General features: G+C 58.8%; 17 protein-coding genes. 10 read left to right on the forward strand and 7 right to left on the reverse strand.

All coding sequences use genetic code 11. The features are described 5' to 3' along the window. Position 1 precedes the first annotated feature (1 nt). From AC5FXY_RS10955 to sdaAB, 5 genes are all read right to left on the reverse strand, one after another. Positions 2-415 (reverse strand): DUF4259 domain-containing protein, encoded by a 414-nt coding sequence (locus AC5FXY_RS10955; protein ID WP_493556708.1) that lies wholly within the window; start codon positions 413-415, stop codon positions 2-4. 422 nt (positions 416-837) lie between these two features. Further along, positions 838-1,827: an NAD(P)H-dependent glycerol-3-phosphate dehydrogenase gene (locus AC5FXY_RS10960; protein WP_493556709.1), complete on the reverse strand. Its 990-nt coding sequence runs from the start codon at positions 1,825-1,827 to the stop codon at positions 838-840. Between the two features lie 222 nt (positions 1,828-2,049). Beyond that, a complete protein-coding gene (locus tag AC5FXY_RS10965) occupies positions 2,050-3,459 on the reverse strand; it encodes an efflux RND transporter periplasmic adaptor subunit (RefSeq protein WP_493556710.1) in 1,410 nt (469 codons plus the stop codon). A 136-nt stretch (positions 3,460-3,595) separates the two neighbouring features. Next, positions 3,596-5,131 carry a TolC family protein gene (locus tag AC5FXY_RS10970; RefSeq protein WP_493556711.1) on the reverse strand — a complete coding sequence of 512 codons (1,536 nt, stop codon included), beginning with the start codon at positions 5,129-5,131 and terminating at the stop codon, positions 3,596-3,598. Positions 5,132-5,203: 72 nt separating this feature from the next. Further along, positions 5,204-5,884, reverse strand: a complete 681-nt coding sequence (gene sdaAB, locus AC5FXY_RS10975) for an L-serine ammonia-lyase, iron-sulfur-dependent subunit beta (RefSeq protein WP_493556712.1) — start codon at positions 5,882-5,884, stop codon at positions 5,204-5,206. Positions 5,885-6,077: 193 nt separating this feature from the next. On the opposite strand from sdaAB, the gene AC5FXY_RS10980 reads away from it, so the two are divergent. The 9 genes from AC5FXY_RS10980 (at position 6,078) to AC5FXY_RS11020 (ending at position 13,874) form a co-directional block, all read left to right on the forward strand. Continuing rightward, positions 6,078-7,064 carry a tryptophan 2,3-dioxygenase family protein gene (locus AC5FXY_RS10980; RefSeq protein WP_493556713.1) on the forward strand — a complete coding sequence of 329 codons (987 nt, stop codon included), beginning with the start codon at positions 6,078-6,080 and terminating at the stop codon, positions 7,062-7,064. Positions 7,065-7,143: 79 nt separating this feature from the next. After that, positions 7,144-7,626, forward strand: a complete 483-nt coding sequence (locus tag AC5FXY_RS10985) for a hypothetical protein (RefSeq protein WP_493556714.1) — start codon at positions 7,144-7,146, stop codon at positions 7,624-7,626. Between the two features lie 66 nt (positions 7,627-7,692). After that, positions 7,693-7,830: a hypothetical protein gene (locus AC5FXY_RS10990; protein WP_493556715.1), complete on the forward strand. Its 138-nt coding sequence runs from the start codon at positions 7,693-7,695 to the stop codon at positions 7,828-7,830. Positions 7,831-7,978: 148 nt separating this feature from the next. Further along, positions 7,979-8,800: a metallophosphoesterase gene (locus tag AC5FXY_RS10995; RefSeq protein WP_493556716.1), complete on the forward strand. Its 822-nt coding sequence runs from the start codon at positions 7,979-7,981 to the stop codon at positions 8,798-8,800. Positions 8,801-8,884: 84 nt separating this feature from the next. Next, positions 8,885-10,450, forward strand: a complete 1,566-nt coding sequence (locus AC5FXY_RS11000) for an NAD(P)/FAD-dependent oxidoreductase (protein WP_493556717.1) — start codon at positions 8,885-8,887, stop codon at positions 10,448-10,450. A 94-nt stretch (positions 10,451-10,544) separates the two neighbouring features. After that, positions 10,545-10,907, forward strand: a complete 363-nt coding sequence (locus AC5FXY_RS11005) for a CoA-binding protein (RefSeq protein ID WP_493556718.1) — start codon at positions 10,545-10,547, stop codon at positions 10,905-10,907. 329 nt (positions 10,908-11,236) lie between these two features. Next, the gene (locus AC5FXY_RS11010) at positions 11,237-11,812 is read left to right on the forward strand and encodes an RNA polymerase sigma factor (protein WP_493556719.1); all 576 of its coding nucleotides are present in this window, start codon (positions 11,237-11,239) and stop codon (positions 11,810-11,812) included. Beyond that, positions 11,793-12,683, forward strand: a complete 891-nt coding sequence (locus AC5FXY_RS11015) for a hypothetical protein (RefSeq protein ID WP_493556720.1) — start codon at positions 11,793-11,795, stop codon at positions 12,681-12,683. The genes AC5FXY_RS11010 and AC5FXY_RS11015 overlap by 20 nt, the downstream gene beginning before the upstream one ends. 54 nt (positions 12,684-12,737) lie before the next feature. After that, the gene (locus AC5FXY_RS11020; RefSeq protein WP_493556721.1) at positions 12,738-13,874 is read left to right on the forward strand and encodes an outer membrane beta-barrel protein; all 1,137 of its coding nucleotides are present in this window, start codon (positions 12,738-12,740) and stop codon (positions 13,872-13,874) included. Between the two features lie 128 nt (positions 13,875-14,002). Here the strand turns inward: AC5FXY_RS11020 and AC5FXY_RS11025 are convergent, their stop codons facing one another. After that, the gene (locus AC5FXY_RS11025) at positions 14,003-14,752 is read right to left on the reverse strand and encodes a TrmH family RNA methyltransferase (RefSeq protein ID WP_493556722.1); all 750 of its coding nucleotides are present in this window, start codon (positions 14,750-14,752) and stop codon (positions 14,003-14,005) included. 9 nt (positions 14,753-14,761) lie between these two features. Here AC5FXY_RS11025 and tamL point away from each other — a divergent pair, with 9 nt between their 5' ends. Beyond that, positions 14,762-17,299 carry a translocation and assembly module lipoprotein TamL gene (gene tamL / locus AC5FXY_RS11030; RefSeq protein WP_493556723.1) on the forward strand — a complete coding sequence of 846 codons (2,538 nt, stop codon included), beginning with the start codon at positions 14,762-14,764 and terminating at the stop codon, positions 17,297-17,299. 114 nt (positions 17,300-17,413) lie between these two features. Here the strand turns inward: tamL and AC5FXY_RS11035 are convergent, their stop codons facing one another. After that, positions 17,414-19,528, reverse strand: a complete 2,115-nt coding sequence (locus AC5FXY_RS11035) for an alpha-ketoacid dehydrogenase subunit alpha/beta (RefSeq protein WP_493556724.1) — start codon at positions 19,526-19,528, stop codon at positions 17,414-17,416. Positions 19,529-19,666 lie beyond the last annotated feature (138 nt).

Raw genomic sequence — 19,666 nt, forward strand, 5'->3', positions numbered from 1 at the left:
ACTACTCCTGTTCTTTCAGTCGCTCCAGCAGTTCCTGCTGCACCTGCTGCCAACCTTCGGCTGCTTCGCCCTTCTTGGCCCACAGCTCTTGTAGCGCCGATTTGCGCAGCACGGCCGTCACGGCTTGCTGCGCCAGCTCGCGCAGGTCTTCGCTTTCGCCGGGGTTCATTTTCACGATTACCGGAATGACGTCGGCCGGGAAGTCCCGCGTGGGTTTGCCCAGGATAGCTGCCACAATTTCCGCCGCCGCCAGTGCTTCGCTGGCATCATTGGCGTCGATGAGCTCATCGTCCTCCATTTCCGCTACCATGGCCAGTGCCCCGAGCAGCATAGCCTCGTTCGGATGGTTGCGAAAGTCGCCCGCGAAGTCGGCGGCGGTGTCGTTGTCGAAGTTGCGGTGTCCCCAGAAGGCCATGTGGTTTCATTGAAGGTGATTCATCAGGTATTCGGGGAATGCGCATCTGAGGTTGCTGCTCACTGGGCAACGCTCTACTCAACGGACGCCTTCTGCCACCTGCACCTGATAGATCAAGTACAGTTGCAGACATATGCTGACTACAGCAGCCCCGAGCCACATGAACTTAAAAATGTTTACCCAACGCTTGGGATGCTTACGGCCGAATACTATAAACATTCCACCCCAAAACACTGCCCCAGTAAAGGCTTTAGCCCCTAGATGAATATTAGGAGCTTGTCGCAGCCATTGGTCATTGCTCAGGTAGAAGAACCCAATCCAGCCCAGATAGAAAAGAATCCATCCGACTCGCTTGCTGGCAATTGGCGTTATGGCCTCCATACCATTATCAAACCTGTTGGCAAATACGGAGCTTACCCTTCCTATTTGAATTTTTCTTTCAGGATTTCCAGCTCCACGGCCGGCGCAATCTTCTCATACAGCACGTGGTACGCCGCGGCGGTGATGGGCATGTTCACGCGCAAGTCCTTGTTCACTTCGTAAATGCTCTTGACGGCGTAGTAGCCTTCGGCCACCATGTTCATCTCCATCTGGGCCGATTTTACGGAGTACCCACGACCCACCATGTTGCCGAAGGTGCGGTTGCGCGAAAACTGCGAGTAGGCCGTCACCAGCAAGTCGCCGAGGTAGGCCGAGGCCGACAGGTCGCGGGGCTGCGGGCTGAGGGCGTAGAGAAAGCGGCGGATTTCTTGCACGGCATTGGCCACCAGTACGGCCTGAAAATTATCACCGTAACCCAGGCCGTGCGCAATGCCGCAGGTCAGGGCAATGATGTTTTTCATTACGGCGCAGTACTCGATGCCGTCGAGGTCGGCGGCGGCATGTGACTTCACATAGCGGTTCCGCAGCAACTGGCAAAAGTCTTCCGCCAGGGCCAGATCAGGTGAGCCAATGGTGAGGTAGCTCTGTTTTTCCAGCGCCACTTCCTCAGCGTGGCATGGGCCGGCCACCACGCCCAGCCGGTCGCGGTTTACCTTGAACCGTTCGCACACGTAATCAGTCACCAGTTCATTGCGCCCCGGCACCATTCCTTTGATAGCCGAAATGATGCGCTTGTTCTTGAACGCGTCCCGGTCGAGCTTATCAAGGGCTTCCTTGACGAAAGCCGCCGGCACGGCCAGCACAATCCAATCGGCCTCTTTCACGACGTCGTCGATGTCGGTCGAAGGAAAAACGCGCGTCAGATCGAAAGCTACCGACGAGAGGTAACGCGGGTTGTGACGCGTGCTGCGCAGGTGCTGCACATCTTCCTTATGACGCAGCCACCAACTGACGCGGGCGCCGTTTTCGGAGAGGATTTTGGTAAGCGCGGTGGCCCAGGAGCCGCCGCCAATCATGGCAATTTTTTCCACGGGAATGCAATGTGAGGGCGAAGTAGCGCGACGCTTAGGTGATGCGGCGGAGCAATCGGCAATTAGATCTGACCCGCTAAGCACCTTGATTTTGGTTCTCGCAATGGGTCACAAACCAAGTTTTGCGCTACTGTGGGCCGATTTTAGGCAAAAAAAGCGAGAGGCCGGGACCAAATTTCCTGGTCCCGGCCTCTCGGCAGTAGCATGACTTGGCGATAAAGCTTAATCTTCTTCTTCCTCCGTTTCCTTTAAAGCGGCCCGGTTCAGTGACTTGGCATCTTTCACAACTACCGTAGCGCCGTCTTTCAACGTCTTTGAAACTGCCCGAAATGGACCGCTCACTACTTCATCACCGGCCTTGACACCCGAAACAATTTCAATATTGTCGAAGTCGCTGATGCCCGTCTTTACTGGCGTCAGCACGGCCTTACCACCGCGCACCACAAACACGACTTCTTCGATGTCCCCTTTCGGCTTGGCTTGCTCTTCAGTGGCGCTGCCACCGCGGCCCCGGCCTACCCGAATACCGCCGCTGCCCTCGCCTTTGTCGTTTTTAGCCAGCGCGCTGTCGGAGCGCGTCGTTACGGCGGCCAGCGGCACGGCTAGGGCGTTGTTTTTACGATCGGTGATGATGTCTACGGAAGCCGTCATACCGGGGCGGAAGGGCACTACGGAGCGGTTGTTCACCGTGCGCATCAAGGACCGGTACGAATCGGGCAACAGGCGCACGCGTACCTCGAACTCCGTTACGGCTTCGGCCGTCAGCGCGTCTTTAGCCGTGTTGGCTATGCTGGTGACTATACCGCGAAATTTGATGTTACGCGAGGCGTACGCATCCACTTCCACCACCGCCGAGTCGCCGAGGTCCACGTTGCTCACGTCGTTCTCATTCACGTTCACGCGCACCTCCATGGAGTTGAGGTTGGCTATGCGCATGATTTCCGTGCCGGCCATCTGTGAGGTACCTACTACCCGCTCACCGCGCTCGGCATTGAGTTTGGAGATGGTGCCGCTTACCGGGGCATAGATGGTAGTGCGCGTAAGGTTCTGGCGGGCTTCGGCCAGCGAAGCCTGTGCCGAGCGCACCGTGCTTTGGGCCGCCCGAATGTTCTGCCGTGCCGCGTTGATTTCCTCCTGCGACGATTCGTAGGCGGCTTTCGACTGCTCGTACTCGGCCTGGGAAATTACCTTTTGCTTAAACAACGAAGCGTTTCGGCGGAAGTTCAGCTCAGTTTGGCGGGCATTGGCCTGCAGCTGCTGCAGCCGCGCCTGAGACTGCGCCACATTGGCCTGCTGCGTGCCTACCACAGCCGACTGCTGGTTTACCATCGCCTGGTAATTGTCCGGACGAATGCGCAGCAGTAACTGCCCCTTCCGTACAGAGTCGCCTTCTTTCACGTACAGCTCCGTGATTTCGCCCGACACGTCGGCTGAAATCTTTACTTCTGTCTCAGGCTGCACCTTACCGGAGGCACTCACCTTCTCGATGATGTTGGCTGGGCCGGCCTTGGCAATCAGCACCTCGGTGCCAGTGGGCTGACCGATCCAGCCTTGTTTCTTAGCAAAAATACCTCCGCCGACGACCAGAATCAGGACGCCGAGCAGGATGAACAACAAGCGGTTGTTGGCCATGAGAACGATCAGTTTAGCTATGATCAGCGGGCAATTATCCGCCAAAAAAAAGCAATGAACAACGCCCAGCCGCCGCACCCATAGCGAGTAAGCAGCGAAAGAGCGTTGTTCATTGTTAAGATAAATAAGTTAATAACTAGAGGCTCAGCGGCTTGCCTTGGTAGAACTCCAACACTTTGCGACGGAAGATGTATTCGTACTTTGCCTGAATCATCGACGACTCGGCGGCCGACAGGTTGTTCTTGGCGATGTTGAAGTCGGTGCCGTTGAGCAGGCCGTTGTTGAACCGGATTTCTGCGTTGCGGTACGCCGTAGACAATGCTTCCACCTGCCGCTTGTTAGAAGTATAGCGGCGCTGAGCAGCCAGCGCATCGGCGTACGACTGTTGAATCGTCTGGCGCAATTGCAGGCGCGTCTGCTCGGCCCGTAGCTCGGCCTGCTTCACCCCGATTACCGAACGCTGTACGTTGGTACGGGCCTGCCACCCGTTCAGAATGGGGATGTTCAGGTTGAAGCTGATCTGCTTGCCAAGGTTATCTTTTACCTGATCGGTAAAGTTGGTAGGCCGGATGTCAAAATTCTGCTGCGGGAAACCGGCTGCAAAGCTGGTCGGCGAAGGTTGACCGCCCGCAAACTGAAACACCGGCAGGAACACAAACGAAGAGTCGCCGGTAGGAATGCGCGAGGAGCGCGCCGAGGAGTAACCGGTGAAGATGGCCCCACCAAACGTAAGACGGGGGTAGTACGCCCCACGCGACACTTCCACGCTCCGCATGGCGCTTTGCACGCGCAGATCGGCTGCTTTTACCTGCGGCTGGGTGGCCTGCGCGGTTTGGTAGGTGCCGTTTACGTCCTGATCCAGCCCGGGCATTTCATCCGGGTCCGGCAGGTTGGGCACCACGATGCTGAAGTCGCTTGCCCGGGCAGCATCCAGGTTCAGCAGTTGGATAAGCTGCAACCGAGCTAGGTCGCGCTGGTTTTGAGCCGTCACGAGGTTCAGCTCGTCGGTGGCCAACTGGGCTTGGGCATCCACCAGGTTGCTCTCAGCCACTGAGCCGGCGCGCAACAGCTTTTGCGTACGCTCGATCTGCTGCTGTGCCGAGTTGATGCGCAGTGCATTGGCACGCGCCAGTTCTTCGCCCAACAACAGCTGCAAGTAAGCTGAGGCCACGTTCAACGACAGGTCGTTGCGAGCCTGTTCAATATCCAGCACCGAGGCCTCGTAATCGAGGACGTTGCGCTTAATGCTGTTGCGAACCTGAAAACCCGAAAACAAGTTAATCTGGGCGTTGGCCGAGAAGTTGTTGGCCCGGGTGGTAATGTTTTGGAAGGTAAACGTCAGCGGATCGACGTTGGTACCGTAGTTCCAGCTCTGGGAGGCCGAGGCATTGGCCGTTGGCAGTTGATTGAGCCTGCTTTGGCGTAAGGTGGCCTCGTTTAGCTCTGCCGACAGCTGGCTCTGGCGCACCTGCAGGTTGTTCTGCAGCGCGTAATCCACCGATTGCTGCAATGACCAGGGGCCGCTCTGGGCTGCTTGCGGCAGCGCAGCGGCAGGTGGCGCAGCGGGCCGGTTTTGAGCTGCCGATGGCAACGCCAACCCCAGGGATGCAAGCAACAACGCGCCGGCAGCCACACGGCCATAACCCAGCAAATGAGTAGCGGAGGGATTCATAATTCAGTTAGTTGTCGGTTGCCAGAATGTTTCAGGCACGGTGCTAGCCATAGGCAGCCACCTGGCCAAAGCTTACTCGATAGAAGGAATGTAGCGCACCTGATGCACCCAGCGCAGATGCCGTAGGTACTCCAGCGAAATGTCGGAAAGCGGCGAGTCCATCTCAATGAACTGCCGGGCCACTTGGTTTTTACCCTTGCGCGACACGTTCATGGTGGCAATGTTGCAGTCGTCGTGGGCAATGACGTCGGCAATAAAGGCAATAGAGCCTTTTACATCGTCGGCATCGATGATGAGCGTGTGAAGCCCGGCAGAGAAGTCACAGGGAAACCCATCCACTTCCACGATGCGAATAACGCCCCCGCCCCGGCTTTGCCCGATTACCTCTACCTGCTGGCCGGTAGGCTCGCTACGAAGCTGCAGCCGAATAGTGTTCGGGTGCATGGTAGAAGCATTGCCGATGCCCTGAAACGTGTAGTTGAGGCCAGCTTCTTTGGCGTGCTCGAACGCATCCCGGATACGCTTATCATCGGTTGGAAAGTCCAGCAACCCGGCCACAATGGCCCGGTCCGAGCCGTGACCTTCGTAGGTGCGGGCAAAGGAGTTATAAAAAGTAATAGTAGCGTGCGTGGGTTGTGCGCCCAGCACCCGGATGGCGGCGCGGGCTATACGAACTACCCCGGCGGTGTGCGAAGAACTTGGCCCGATCATCACCGGCCCAATCATGTCAAAAATGCTGCTTTTCTCGGCCATAATCTGGGCTAAAGGTACTGCCCCCTCATTCAAAACCAACCCCAACTGCACCACGTAAAGGGGGCGCCTCCGCTGGGGCATGAGCCCTAGATGCCGCGGCGGGACAAAACGTTGCCTGAAAGCAGGAATTTTCGTGGCTTTTTCGTTCTTTGTAACCCCTCCCTTACCCACCCTTACCCCGCCCCCTCCTTTCATGCCAAACCAAGAAGAGTTTTCGCCGGCAGTCTTCACCCAACTGCGGCGCTTACAGGAGAAGTATGCCGCCGACGGTCAGGATCTGGCGGCTTACCTCGAGGGCCTGTACCACGCCGATTACGTTAACTATTGGGATTACATAGAGCTGGACACCCTGCTCACGCTTCAGCGCCCGCTTACCACCATTCCCGACGAGAAAATATTCATCATGTACCACCAGATTACAGAGCTATATTTCAAGCTCTGCCTGGTGGAATACGAGCAGATTGGCAACCTCGAGAAGCCCACCCTGGGCGAACTGGTGCTGCGCCTGGGCCGCATCAACCGCTACTTCGAAAACCTGATCGATTCGTTTGATGTGATGGTCGACGGCATGGACCGGCAGCAGTTTCTGCAGTTCCGCATGTCGCTGATGCCCGCTTCGGGTTTCCAGTCGGTGCAGTACCGGCTGATTGAAATTTCCTCTACGGACCTGAACAACCTGCTCGACAAGGAAAAGCACCGCCTGCTGGGCGAAGCCGCCGCACACGACGAGTTGATGGGCTGCATCTATTGGAAAGCGGGGGCTACCCTGGAAGAAAGCGGTGCCAAAACGCTTACACTGATGCAATTTGAACGCAAGTACCACCACCAGCTCAGTGAGCATGCCGCCCGCTTCCGCGACCGGAACGTGTGGGCCGTAGTGCACCGCCTGCCCGAAGAAGACCGTCGCCACCCGCGCCTCGTGCGCCAGCTGAAGCAGCTGGACGTAAACGTGAACATCAACTGGCCGCTGATGCATTACAAGTCGGCGGTGCGCTACCTGGAGCGGCAAGCCGGCGACGCCGTGCCCGCTACTGGCGGCACCAACTGGCGCAAGTACCTGCCCCCCAAATTCCAGAAGCGCATCTTCTATCCGCAGCTCTGGTCGGAGCAGGAATTTGAGGATTGGGGCCGTAGCTGGGTCGATAAAGTGCTCGAGGAAATCGGCATCGGCAGCCACTAACCAGATACCAAACGCCGGTGGTTTTCGTTTTGAAAACCACCGGCGTTTGTAGTATACAGGAAACTCGTTATACTTGTCTATGGAACGGATGTACTCAGCCTTGCTCGCGGCTGGCCTCCTGCTGGCCTCCCTCCCGGTATTCAGCCAGGACGCCCCCAATACGCTGCCGCGCTACGGCGGCGTAACCAAGTCGCGGGAGCTGCGCAAGCTGGATCAGCAGTTCGTGGACTTCTCGGTGAAGCAGTACCACAACGACCGCCGCGCCGCCTCCGAAGGCAGCGTGGCCCAAGGCTGGAGCTACCTCTACGACAACGACTTAGCCACTTCCATGAAGCGCTTCAACCAAGCCTGGCTGATCGATTCCACCAACTACAACGTGTACTACGGCTTCAGCGCCTGCCTCAGCGAGCAGGGCGACGCCGCGGCTGCGCACCGCTACTTCAAGCTGGCCCAGCGCTACGACAAGCAGAAGAAAGGCGCTACCAAGTATTACGAACGCCTGAGCCTGTACTACCAGAGCCGCAAGCAGACGCCCTCTACGGGCCGCAACGTAGCTGCGTAGCCCATTCATTACTTCCTGACTTTACAAAGCGCGAGGCCAAATGGCCTCGCGTTTCACTTAGACCTTATGAAGTTTGATGTAGCCAGCAAAATTACTGCTGCCGGCATCGGTGTATTGGGGATAGGTTTATTCACCACTGCCCAAAGCCAGCAGCCGGAGGACCGAGTAGAGCCGCAGAAGCTGTACACCAGCAATTGCCAGTGAAATTGCTCAAGTGGCTCACAGTCCACGCTTAACAGTGTAAAACCGGCAATTAAGCTTGATTGGTCTCGTCAAATGCCCCGCAGAGCATTAGCCAACGAGACCTACTGCTTTACAAGCTCGTATGGGATGCAATCATCCGTTTCCGGCTATGCGCTACTCTTCCCGTCAATACCTGCTGCTTTCCGGTTTAGGCCTTGCCGTCGGTGCGGCCTTGGCCAATGCGCTATGGTATGAACCGACTACTATTCGCATTAAACGGCATTACCTGCACGACAGCACTCCAGAGCAGTTCAAATGGAGCGTATTGCAGCTCTCCGACCTCCACCTCAGAAGCATCCATTCGGGACTGCGTCAGCTCTGTCAGCAGATACATCAACTGCAGCCCGACCTTATACTACTGACTGGAGATGCCATTGACCGCGGCGATAAGCTTCCAGTATTAGCTGAATTTTTGCAATTACTCCCTCAGCAAGTACCTAAGCTAGCTATTCTGGGTAATTGGGAATACAAGGGCGGCGTCGACCGAGAAGCTTTAGCAAAGCTTTACGCAAGCCATGGTATTCCCCTGTTGGTAAACCAATCCACCAGCCTGTCAATCAACAACGTCACTGTTTCTATTACTGGAGTAGATGACCTGGTGGGCGGCCATGCCGACTACGGCTTAGCCAAAGCCTCTTATCGGCCGGCCGATTATCATTTGGTACTGACCCATTGCCCGCAGTACTCCGATGCCATCCGGGCGGGCTACAGCCCCGAGCCAGCTATTGATTTGATTCTGGCAGGACATACTCATGGCGGGCAAATCGCACTTTTCGGCTTCCCGCTGCTGCTCCCGTTTGGCAGTGGCTCCTACGTAAGTGGCTGGTACCGGGGTGGCGGTCCGCCGTTGTTCGTGTCAAATGGGCTCGGCACCAGCACTTACCCAGTACGTTTTGGAGCGCGGGCGGCGGCCGAGGTCTTTTACTTCTAGCGCGTTTTTATCCGGAACCCGCGCCGTATTTTTGGGGTCTGAACCCTTACGGCCTGCAGGCCTAACTCCCTGCCGCCGCTCCTGATGCAAAAACGCGAAGTAGAAATAGTCCTGTCGCCCGCCGAGGCGTATGACGAACTGTCCCGCTACCGGGCCCTTCTGGATGCCGCTGGCCTGAAGCCCGGCCAAGCCGATTTTGTTCACCTGCTGCGGCGCTCCATTGATGCCCGCGGCCGCAACGTGGGCGTACGCCTGCGGGCCGATGTATACCAGACCCCGCCGCCGCGCGAGCTGTTTGGTCCGTGGGTAAAGTACCAGCAAATCGGCAACAGTACTAAGGTAGTAGTGATAGTGGGCGCCGGGCCGGCCGGGCTGTTTGCGGCGCTGCGCTGCATCGAGCTGGGCATGAAGCCCGTGGTGCTGGAGCGCGGCAAGGATGTGCGCACCCGCCGCCGCGATTTGGCGGCTCTTAATAAGGAGCACCTCGTCAATCCCGATTCCAATTACTGCTTTGGCGAAGGCGGCGCTGGGACTTATTCCGATGGCAAGCTGTATACCCGCTCAAAAAAGCGCGGCGATGTGCAGCGCATCCTGCGGCTGTTGGTGCAGCACGGCGCTACGCCCGAAATCCTGGTGGACGCGCACCCGCACATCGGCACCAATAAACTGCCCTACGTGGTGCAGGCCCTGCGTCAGAGTATCATCGACCACGGCGGCGAAGTACGCTTTGATACGCGCGTCGACGATTTGATCATTAGCAACAACCGGCTGCGCGGCGTGGTGACAGGCCAAGGCGAAGAAATTGCCGGCGACGCGGTGATTCTGGCCACCGGTCATTCGGCCCGCGACATCTACGAACTATTGCTGCGCCGCCAGGTGCGCATCGAGGCAAAGCCCTTTGCCCTAGGCGTGCGCGTGGAGCATCAGCAGCAGCTCATTGACCAGGCGCAGTACCACCGCGCCGACCGCGGCCAACTGCCGGCGGCCTCTTACTCGCTGGTGCAGCAAAGCGACGGCCCGGGCGGGCAGCGCGGCGTGTTTTCGTTTTGCATGTGCCCGGGCGGCTTTATCGTACCAGCAGCCACGGCGCAGGGCGAGGTGGTGGTCAACGGCATGTCGCCTTCGCGCCGCGATTCGCGCTTTGCCAATTCCGGCATTGTGGTAGCCATCGAGCCCGAGGACATGAACCTGAAGCGCGACGGTGTAATGGCTGGCTTGCGCCTGCAGCAGGAAATAGAGCAACGCGCCTGCCGCCTGGCCGGCAATACCCAGCTGGCTCCGGCGCAGTTGCTCGGCGATTTTGTGCAGCGCAAAACCTCGCGCAGCCTGCTTGAAACCTCTTACCAGCCTGGCTTGGTATCGATGCCAATGGATGAGGTGCTGGGCCCGGTGCTGGCCGACCGCCTGCGGCAGGGCTTCGTCGCCTTCGAACGAAAAATCCCCGGCTACACCACCAATGCGGCTCAAATTGTGGGGGTGGAAAGCCGTACCTCCGCGCCGGTGCGCATTCCGCGCCTGCCCGATACGCTGGAGCACCCCGAACTGCGCGGACTGTTTCCGTGCGGCGAAGGCGCCGGCTTTGCGGGTGGCATTGTGTCGGCGGCGATGGACGGCGAGCGATGCGCCGAAGCGGCGCTGGCGGCGCTGTAGCCGCGGCGTCGTCCGTTATGGGTGGGGCTTGCGTACAACGGTAGCATACCTTTATTGTTCCACCCAACAGGCGCGTGCTGCGCGCTTTTTGCATATGGCCAAGAAAACTGTCGTAATCGGCGCTTCCGATAATCCCGCTCGCTACTCCTACCAAGCCGTAAACCGTCTCAAAAGCTACGGCCATGAAGTGGTGCCTGTGGGCATCCGCAAAGGCCAGGTAGGCGGCCTCGACATTCATACCGATAAACCTTACGTCGACGGGGTCGACACGGTGACTTTGTACGTTGGCCCGCAGAACCAGCCGGCCTGGATGGACTATATTTTGAACCTGAAGCCTAAGCGTATCATCTTCAATCCCGGCACCGAGAATATGGAACTGGAGCGTAAGGCGCAGGAACAAGGCATTCAAACCATCGAAGCCTGCACGCTGGTGATGCTATCGGTAGGCAACTACTAGCTTATGCTCACCCACTGAAGCCCCACCCGCGCATTCGGTCGCGGGTGGGGCTTTTCATTGAACACTTTGAAGGATTGTTGTAATACAGCCGCACGCACATCAGCAGACAAAACCTGTAGTCCATTCAGATAAACCACAGCCCAGTGAAAGCGCTATTACGCTTCTCGATATCTAAGCATTTGCATCATATTAAATTGATAATCAAACACATTATACCCTACCACCCAACTTTATCAAACTTTTTCTAACAACGTAGGCAACGCCGCAACCCTCGTCTTCATCTTACGCTCCAAACACACTGCTACTGCCCTACTTCTACTTTCTGAGCTGTGAACGAAGTTGAACTCATAAGTGCTTGCCGGCAAGGCAGCGTCCGGGCTCAGAAACTGCTCTACGAGCGGTTTGCCGGACTCATGCTGACGGTGTGCCTGCGCTACTTGCGCCAGCGCGCTGATGCCGAGGAGGCCATGTTGACCGGCTTCGCCAAAGTGTTCCGGGCCCTGGAACAGTACCGGCACGAAGGCTCTTTTGAAGGCTGGATCCGGCGCATCATGGTCAACGAGGCCCTCGGGCAGCTCCGCCGCAAGGAGCCGCTGCACCTGGCCATCGACGACATGGTAACCGACGTACCGGCCACCGCCGCCACCGCCGACAGCGACATGGCCGCGGCCGACCTCATGCAGCTGCTGAGCGAGCTGCCTGCGGGTTACCGCACGGTGTTCAACCTGTACGCCATCGAAGGCTACAGCCACCCCGAAATAGCTGAGATGCTGGGCATTTCGGAGGGCACCAGCAAATCACAGCTTAGCAAGGCGCGGGCCATGTTGCAGCGCCGCCTCGGAGCCTCCTCGGCTCCGGCATCCACCAACTCACCGAAAGAATACTATGCGACCGGAAGATATTGATAAGCTGTTTCGGGATAAGCTGGAGCAGCATGCCACCCCACCGCCAGCTAACCTGTGGTACGACCTGCAGGAGCAGCTGGAGCCCAAAGAAGAAAAGCGCCGGGCCGGCTTCTGGATGTACGCCGTAGCGGCAGCCATCACGCTGCTCTTCGTAGCTGGCGCCGGCTGGCTGATGTGGAGCCCCGGCCTGCCCGGCCAGGCCCCCACTAGCAGCGCGCCAATGGCCACAAACTTGCCGTCCTCTACCCCTCATACCACTGATAATTCTCCCGCTTCTCCTTCTGCGCCTGCGGCGGCCGGTACTGGTACCGAACCCGGCCTGCGCCCCAGCACCGAAGCCCCGGCGGTAGCAGCCCAAACCGAGAATTCCGGAGTCTCGGCCAAAGCTTCTGCTCCCGTAGCCCCGATGCCTACGGCACCCCAGCGCAAGGCCCCCACCACTGAGCTACTGGCCCGTACTGCCCCCACCCGCGCTGCAGCGCCGGAACGGCAGATAAAGCAAGCACCTCGCGTGGTAGAAGCTACCCCTGCGCAGGCCGTGGCCGTTCAGACCACACCGCCTCCAGCGCCGGAAGTGCTGGCCCCGGCCGTGACTCCCACGGCTCCTGGCCAGACCTTAGCGGCGGCAACGCCACCCATGGGCCCCATTGAAGTAGAAGTACGCCAGCAACCGACCACCAACGCCCTGGCAGCAGCCGAAACCATCCAAGGCCGGACGCGGCCCCGGGTAGTCGGGCTCATCAAGCAAGTAGGACGCGTGGCCCGTGGCGAAAAACCCGACTTCACCGAAGTCGGCCTGCCGGCCAACCCCGCCCTGACCTTGCAAGCCCGCGTTGGCAACCACACCCTGATCAAAACTATTGAGCTGTAAGCCTCGCCACGCCGGCGACTTCGCCCCTTCCTTCGACTCTTCGCTTCTTTTGTTATGAAACCCGCTTCTTTCCTCGCTGCTCTCTCGGGCCTGTTGCTAACCGGCTCCTTCGCAACCGCTGGCACCATGCCCAGCCCTGGTATCGACGACACCATTCTGGTGAAGCTGCCCAACCAAGTATCTATGACCATCGTGGCGCGCAACAAACAGCAGCTGCGCGAGCTGAAAGCCTACAAGCTTGATTCGCTGATGGTATTGCTCGACGCTTACATCACCCAGGCCGAGTCGGCCGGGCGCCGTTCCGGCAACGGGCAGGTAACCATGGAGTTCTACCCCGCCAAAGACAAACCGACCAGCCAAGCAGCCCCCGAGCAAGTGCGCGTAACGGTGCGCGGTGGCGCTCAGCCCAAAAGTGAACGGGTAGAAGTGTTTATGGGCCGTAAGCTGGGCGTAGTGGTGAAGTCTGACATTGATATCGATGGCAGCAACCAGGAGCGGGTATCGGTGCACGTGGGCAACTCGCCCAAATCCGATTCGCTGGACCGTGTGAAGCGCGAGGCCAAGAAGCAGAAGCTGAGCGGCACCGACTTTGGCCTCGACCTCGGCCTGAATACCTTGGTAAACCGCGAAAGCCTGCCCGCTGCCCAAGCCTTTGACCTGCGTCCTTGGGGCTCACGCTACGTAGCTCTTAAATGGCAATACTGGGTGCGCACCGGCAAAAACAGCCCGCTGTACTTCCACCTGGGCCCGGAAGTAGCTTTCCACAACTTCATGTTCGAAGGCAACCGCCGCCCCATCGTAACCGACAACCGCACCAACATCGTAGCTGATCCGCAGGAGCGCGACTTCCAGAAGTCAAAGCTGTCGATGACTTCGTTGAACTTACCTATAGGCCTCACCTTGCGCTTCCGAAATGAAGAAAACAACGAGGTAGTACGCATCGGGGCCGGAGGCTTTGTGGGCTACCGTCTGGGCAGCCACACCAAAATCAAATACGAAAGCGAAGGCCGCACCAACAAAGACAAGGACCGCGGCTCTTACAACCTTGAAGAATTCCAGTATGGCGTAACCGGCACGCTGGGCATTCGCAACTTTAACCTGTTTGCCAAATACAACATGAACGAGCTGTTCAAAGACAACCGCGGCCCGCAGGCGCAAGCCCTCAGCTTTGGTCTGACGACGGCTTTCTAACGGTAACAGGTGACGAGTTCAGAATCATCCTGTTCACCTCACTAAAAACTAAAAAGGCAGTCGGCTAATCAGTCGGCTGCCTTTTCTCATGTTACCTGTTACTTCATCACGTATCACCTCAACACCTCTCACAGATGCCGGAAAAAATTATCCAGCAGGATGGCAGCCGATATGGCCACGTTCAGGCTTTCGGCGCCGCCCCGGCCGGGGATGTGTAGGCGCTGCGTGAGGCAGGCTTCCACCTCGGGCGTGAGGCCGTGCGACTCGCTGCCCATGATCAGCACACCTTTGGGTGTGAGCTGCTGGCGGTGCACGTTGTCGCCGTGCAGGTCGGCGCCGTAGATGGGCAGGTCGCGGGGCAGCTGCTGCAGCCACTGGGGCAAGTCGCGCTGCCACACCCGAACCCGGGTGAATGAGCCCATGGTAGCGGCCACGGTCTTGGGGTTCCACGCATCGGCGCAGGTTTCGGACAGCACCACGCCGCCGAGCCCGTACCAATCGGCCAGGCGAATAAGCGTGCCCACATTGCCGGGGTCGCGCACCTGATCAAGCGCCAGCAGCAGGTGTCCAGGACGTGCAGCCAGTGGCATTTCCTCCGGGATATGCACTACAGCTAGGCCGGCATCGTTGGTTTGAAGCGTGCCGAGGCGAGTCAGCTCATCGGCTGATATCATCTCTACCGGCACACCCACAGGCAGCCGCGGCAGGTCGGATTGGGCGGCAAACTCGCTGGTGAGCAGCAATCGTTCGACGCGAAGTCCGGAACTTAGCAGCTCCCGTATGCTTTTGGCGCCCTCCACCAGGAAAGCGCCGTGGCGCATCCGGTATTTTTTTTGGTGCAATTGCTGCACGTATTTGGCAACGGCTTTCGAAACCATTCTTCTTCAGTGATACTTCTCCGGCTGCCCCGCAAGGCCCATTGGTTGTTTGGAATACTTAGCACTGTGTTGCTGGCTGGCTGCTCGCCGATGCGGCTGCTGGCCCCCAACCAACGCTTGCTGACACAAGTAAAGCTGGAAGGCGTGCGGCAAGTCGACCGTGAGTCGCTGGAAGCGCTATACCGCCAGCGGCCCAACCGAAGCTTCCCCATCCCTCAGCTCGCAATTTATAACCTGGGCTATACCTTTTTTGACCGGGAAAGGGCGCAAAGGAAGCTGCAGGCTACGCAGCAAAAGTACAACGCCAAAATTGCGGCCGCCGGCTCCGACTCGGTGGAAGTAGGCCAACTGCTGCAAAAACGCGAGCGGCGGCTGCGTCACTACCAGCAGGTGGTGGAAAAGGGCAACGTAATCATGCGCCTGGGCCAAGCGCCGGTCATATACGATTCGGCGCTGACCGCTATTACCGTGGATCAGATGCGGATTTATCTGCGCACCAAAGGCTTTTTCCGCGCAACGGCGCAAGCTACCGATACCACCCGCAACCGACGTGTGGCTGTGACTTACCGCGTGCAGGAAGGCCGACCTTTTGTGGTGAGCCAGGTGGTCTACGACATTCCGGATTCGGCCGTGGCCCAAGTTATTCGTACGGATACCAGCCGCACATTGCTGCGCGTCGGGCAGAACTTCAATGAGGACTTGATCGGCCGCGAACGGACGCGCATCGAGTCGCTGCTGCAGAACTCAGGCTATTTTGATTTTCGGCAGCAATTCATCACGCTGGAAGCCGATACAAGCTTCGAACCCTTCACGGTGCGTCTGCTGGTGCACGTGGCCAATCCGCCCGGCGAAAACAGCCACCAAGCTTATAAGGTGCGTCACGTCAGCTTCATTACCGATGCAGGTGTAAACCGCTTTGGCATTCAGCGCGACACCGTACGCCGCAACGGCGTGGACTACCTGGCTTACAACCACCGCTTCAGCACCCGCATTCTGGACCGCAAGCTGAACGTGCGCCCCGGCGACCGGTACAGCTTCACCAATACCATCCAGACCCAGCGCCAGCTTTCCAATCTGGATGTGTTTCGGTTTGCGGCCGTGAATTACCAGAAGGTGGACCTGCCGGCCGATTCCGCCGGCCTGAAGCCGCTGGATGCCGTGGTCAATGCTACCCCGCTCAAGCGTTTTCAGGAAACCCTCGAACTGGGTGGAACCTACGTAGCGGGCCTTCCTGGTCCGTTTGGCAACTTTCGAGTGCGGGTACGCAACGCGTTCGGCGGCGCCGAAGTGCTGGAGATAGGCCTGCGGGCAGGTCTGGAAGGGCAATTTGCGCTGATCGGAAACAACAGCCCAAACCAGGCAAGCCGGGACCTAACCACCCAGTTGGGCGCTAATATCAACCTGACCCTGCCCCAGTTTCTGCTGCCTTGGCATACCAATAAGTTGTTTACGCGCTACAGCCCTCGTACGCGCTTTACCACTAGCTTCACCTACGTAAACCGGCAGGAGTACACACGCACCAATCTGGAGGCTACCTACGACTACATCTGGCAATACGGCAACTACTACCAGTTCGTGCTGACGCCGCTCAGCCTAAGCTTGATCAGCACTCCTAAGATTCTGCGCGAATTTGAAAATACGTTGAGCAGATTGCCTAACGGTCCGGCACTGCTTCGCAGCTTCCAATCGGTGCTAGTACCGAGTTCCAACGCCACATTGCTCTACAACACCAATGACTTCAACCAGACCCGCGACGCCCGTTACCTGCGGGTGTTTGGGGAGATTGGCGGGCTAGGCCGGGGACTGTACACGCAGAAAGGCGACAGCCTGAACAGCACTGATTACCAAATTGGCAACAGCAAGGTGCAGGTGTACGATTACTTTCGCCTGAGCGCCGACTACCGGCGTTACCACAAGCTCACCCCACAGCAGTTTTTCGTCTGGCGTCTCAATGCGGGCGTTGCGCGGGCCCTTACGCGTACGCGCATCCGCGAGCGGCTAGATGGCCCGGGTGAACTCGCGTTTTCCGCTCCTACCGCTATCATTCCCTACGACCGGTACGTGTTTGCCGGCGGTGGCTCCAGCCTTCGCGCTTGGCTGCCGCGCCGGCTTGGCACTGGTTCGTACACCACCACGGTACCAGTCGACCCCGATAACCCGAACGGGCCGCGCATTCGCTCGGACTTTCCCGAACAACCCGGTGAGTTGCTGTTGGAAGGCAGCGTAGAGTACCGCTTCCCCATCTACGATTACATCCACGGTGCAGCCTTCACGGATTTTGGCAACGTTTGGATTCTGGACCGGGACCCCCAACGCCCCGGCGCCGAGTTTGCCTACAACCGCTTCTTCAAGGAAATAGCTGTCAGCTCCGGCCTAGGCCTGCGCTTCGACTTTACCTTCCTGATCCTGCGCCTGGATTTCGCGGCTAAAGTGTACGACCCGACCGAACCGGTTGGGGAGCGGTTTGTACTGCCTAAGGTTACTGTGTTTGACGCCAGAAGCAACACCAAGCTGCGCGCCAACGTGGGCATTGGCTATCCTTTCTAGGGAAAACCAGTGAGTTCATAATTCGCCAAACGCCCCGGTTAGTCAAGCTAACCGGGGCGTTTGGCTACTATTCCCAGAATCCGCGATTCACGACTTTACAGTCGCAGTATCCCATCAATAAGCCAGCAGTTCCTGCAATGCGGCTAAGGTTTTGTCAGCGCTCGGTAGCATTTGCTTTTCCAGCTCTACGTTCAGCGCAATAGCCGGCAGATTGGCTGCGCCTAGTGTAAACACCGGCGCATCGAGCTGCTGGAAGCAGTGGCGCTGAATACGGCCAGCCAACGACTCGGCAAAGGAGTTCATCAGCGGCTCTTCCGTCAGCACCAGCACTTTGCCGTGGCGCTGGGCCGCGGCCTGCACAGCTTCCCAATCGAGCGGGTTCAGGGTGCGCAGGTCCAGAATTTCCACCTGGCCGGGCAACTGCTTGCTAGCCGTTTTGGCCCAGTACACGCCCATGCCGTAGGTAATAACCACACAGGTGTCGCCCTGGCGCAGCTTTTCGGCCGAAGCCTCCTGCACCACGTTGGCCTTGCCAAGCGGAATGACGTAGCCAGCGGCCGGCTCTACGGTTTTGGCGTCTTCGGTGCCGGGCACTTTGCTCCAATAGATGCCCTTGTGCTCCAGCATCACCACGGGGTTGGGGTCGAGGTAAGCGGCGCGCATCAGGCCTTTCATATCGGCCGCGTTGGATGGGTACACCACCTTAATGCCGCGAATGGTGAGCAAGGTGCTTTCGATGGAGCCCGAGTGGTAGGGGCCGCCGCCGCCGTACGCTCCGATGGGCACTCGGATAAGCGACTGCACCGGGAATTTGCCGTTGGAGAGGTAGCATGATTTAGAAAGCTCTTCTACCAGCTGATTCAGGGCAGGCCAGATGTAGTCGGCAAACTGAATTTCTACAATGGCCTTGGCCCCCACAGCCGACATGCCGGCCGTAGAGCCCACGATGTAGGCTTCCTGAATGGGCGTGTTGAACACGCGGGAGTCGCCATACTTCTTGGCGAGCAATGCGGCCTCGCGGAACACGCCGCCCAGCTCGCCACCCACATCCTGGCCGTAGAACAGCGCCTCTGGAAACTCACGCAGGATGTCATCGATAGCATGCAGGGCCGCATCCACCATGATGGCTTTGTCGGCGCCAGCGGGGCTTCGCTCACCAGCCTCCTCCGTCACGGCGGCCGGGGCAAACTCGTGCTGATCGAAGGTGCTCGGATCGGGGTTTGGGCTGGCCAGGGCCCGCTGATAGTCTTCTTCTACCGTGGCGCGAGCTTTCGCAGCGGCAAAGCCCAGTTCGCCTTCCTCGAAGCCCTCGGTGAGCATCTGTTGGTGAAAGCGCGGCAGCGGGTCGTTTTGCTGGTGTTGGGCAAGGTTGTCGCCGCGGTACCACTCGCGGCGCACTCCGCTGGTGTGGTGGCCGAGCAAGGGGCACTTGGCGTGCACCAGCACCGGGCCGCGCGTCTGACGGGCGTGCTGCACCGCGGCCTGCATGGTGGCGTAGCTGTCGACGAAGTCGGCACCGTCGCACTGCAGGCGGTGCAGGCCTTTGAAGCCGGCCGCAAACTCGTAGGCATCCATGGCGCGCATCTCACGGCCGGTGGCCGAAATGCCCCAATCGTTATCCTGCACCAAGTACACAATAGGCAACTGATGCAGCACCGCCATCTGCAAGGCTTCCGACACCTCACCCTCCGTCATGGCGCCATCTCCGATGGAGCACAGCACCACGGGCTGCTGCTCGGCCGTCGGCAAAATGCCCTGGCCTTCCAGGTAGTGCAGTCCGTGAGCCATGCCGGTAGCCGGAATGGCCTGCATGCCGGTGGCTGAGCTTTGGTGCGGAATGACGGGCACGCCCGCCCGCCGCAGCGAGGGGTGCGAATAGTACGTGCGGCCACCCGAGAACGGGTCGTCGCGCTTGGCCATGAGCTGCAGCATCAGCTCGTAGGGCTGAATGCCGAGGCCGAGCATGAACGCGTCGTCGCGGTAGTAGAGGGCGCAATAGTCGGTTTCGTGCAGCTGGAAGGCCGCGGCCAGCTGAATGGCTTCGTGGCCGCGGGCCGTGGCGTGCACGTATTTGGCCGTTATGGCCTTATTTTCTTCGTAGATGCGGGCCAACTCGGCTGCGGTGTGCATCAGGCGGTAGGCCTTCAGCAGCGTGGCGCGGTCGGGGTGAGTGGCCGCAGCCGGGGAAAAGTCAGTTTCGGAGGCCTCCAGGGCGGTGGTAACTTGCATCGAAAGGGAATGCGGTGGCGAAGGGCCGAATTTACGGCATCGGGGGCAGACATGCTGACATCACGGGTAACTCAGCGCCGCGAAGCTCCTGCCCAAGAACTCCGCCATACCTGTTCACATACGCAGATCAAAACCCTG

The sequence above is a fragment of the Hymenobacter sp. FMD4 genome, from assembly GCF_058932745.1.

Excerpts from the sequence above, each read along its gene's own strand:
- AC5FXY_RS10995 (WP_493556716.1), top strand. The coding sequence starts at position 7,979 with ATGCGCTACTCTTCCCGTCAATACCTGCTGCTTTCCGGTTTAGGCCTT.
- AC5FXY_RS11025 (WP_493556722.1), bottom strand. The coding sequence starts at position 14,752 with ATGGTTTCGAAAGCCGTTGCCAAATACGTGCAGCAATTGCACCAAAAA.
- AC5FXY_RS11035 (WP_493556724.1), bottom strand. The coding sequence starts at position 19,528 with ATGCAAGTTACCACCGCCCTGGAGGCCTCCGAAACTGACTTTTCCCCG.
- AC5FXY_RS11005 (WP_493556718.1), top strand. The coding sequence starts at position 10,545 with ATGGCCAAGAAAACTGTCGTAATCGGCGCTTCCGATAATCCCGCTCGC.
- AC5FXY_RS10985 (WP_493556714.1), top strand. The coding sequence starts at position 7,144 with ATGGAACGGATGTACTCAGCCTTGCTCGCGGCTGGCCTCCTGCTGGCC.
- AC5FXY_RS10970 (WP_493556711.1), bottom strand. The coding sequence starts at position 5,131 with ATGAATCCCTCCGCTACTCATTTGCTGGGTTATGGCCGTGTGGCTGCC.
- AC5FXY_RS10965 (WP_493556710.1), bottom strand. The coding sequence starts at position 3,459 with ATGGCCAACAACCGCTTGTTGTTCATCCTGCTCGGCGTCCTGATTCTG.
- AC5FXY_RS10990 (WP_493556715.1), top strand. The coding sequence starts at position 7,693 with ATGAAGTTTGATGTAGCCAGCAAAATTACTGCTGCCGGCATCGGTGTA.
- AC5FXY_RS10980 (WP_493556713.1), top strand. The coding sequence starts at position 6,078 with ATGCCAAACCAAGAAGAGTTTTCGCCGGCAGTCTTCACCCAACTGCGG.
- AC5FXY_RS11015 (WP_493556720.1), top strand. The coding sequence starts at position 11,793 with ATGCGACCGGAAGATATTGATAAGCTGTTTCGGGATAAGCTGGAGCAG.
- AC5FXY_RS11020 (WP_493556721.1), top strand. The coding sequence starts at position 12,738 with ATGAAACCCGCTTCTTTCCTCGCTGCTCTCTCGGGCCTGTTGCTAACC.
- AC5FXY_RS11000 (WP_493556717.1), top strand. The coding sequence starts at position 8,885 with ATGCAAAAACGCGAAGTAGAAATAGTCCTGTCGCCCGCCGAGGCGTAT.
- AC5FXY_RS10955 (WP_493556708.1), bottom strand. The coding sequence starts at position 415 with ATGGCCTTCTGGGGACACCGCAACTTCGACAACGACACCGCCGCCGAC.
- sdaAB (WP_493556712.1), bottom strand. The coding sequence starts at position 5,884 with ATGGCCGAGAAAAGCAGCATTTTTGACATGATTGGGCCGGTGATGATC.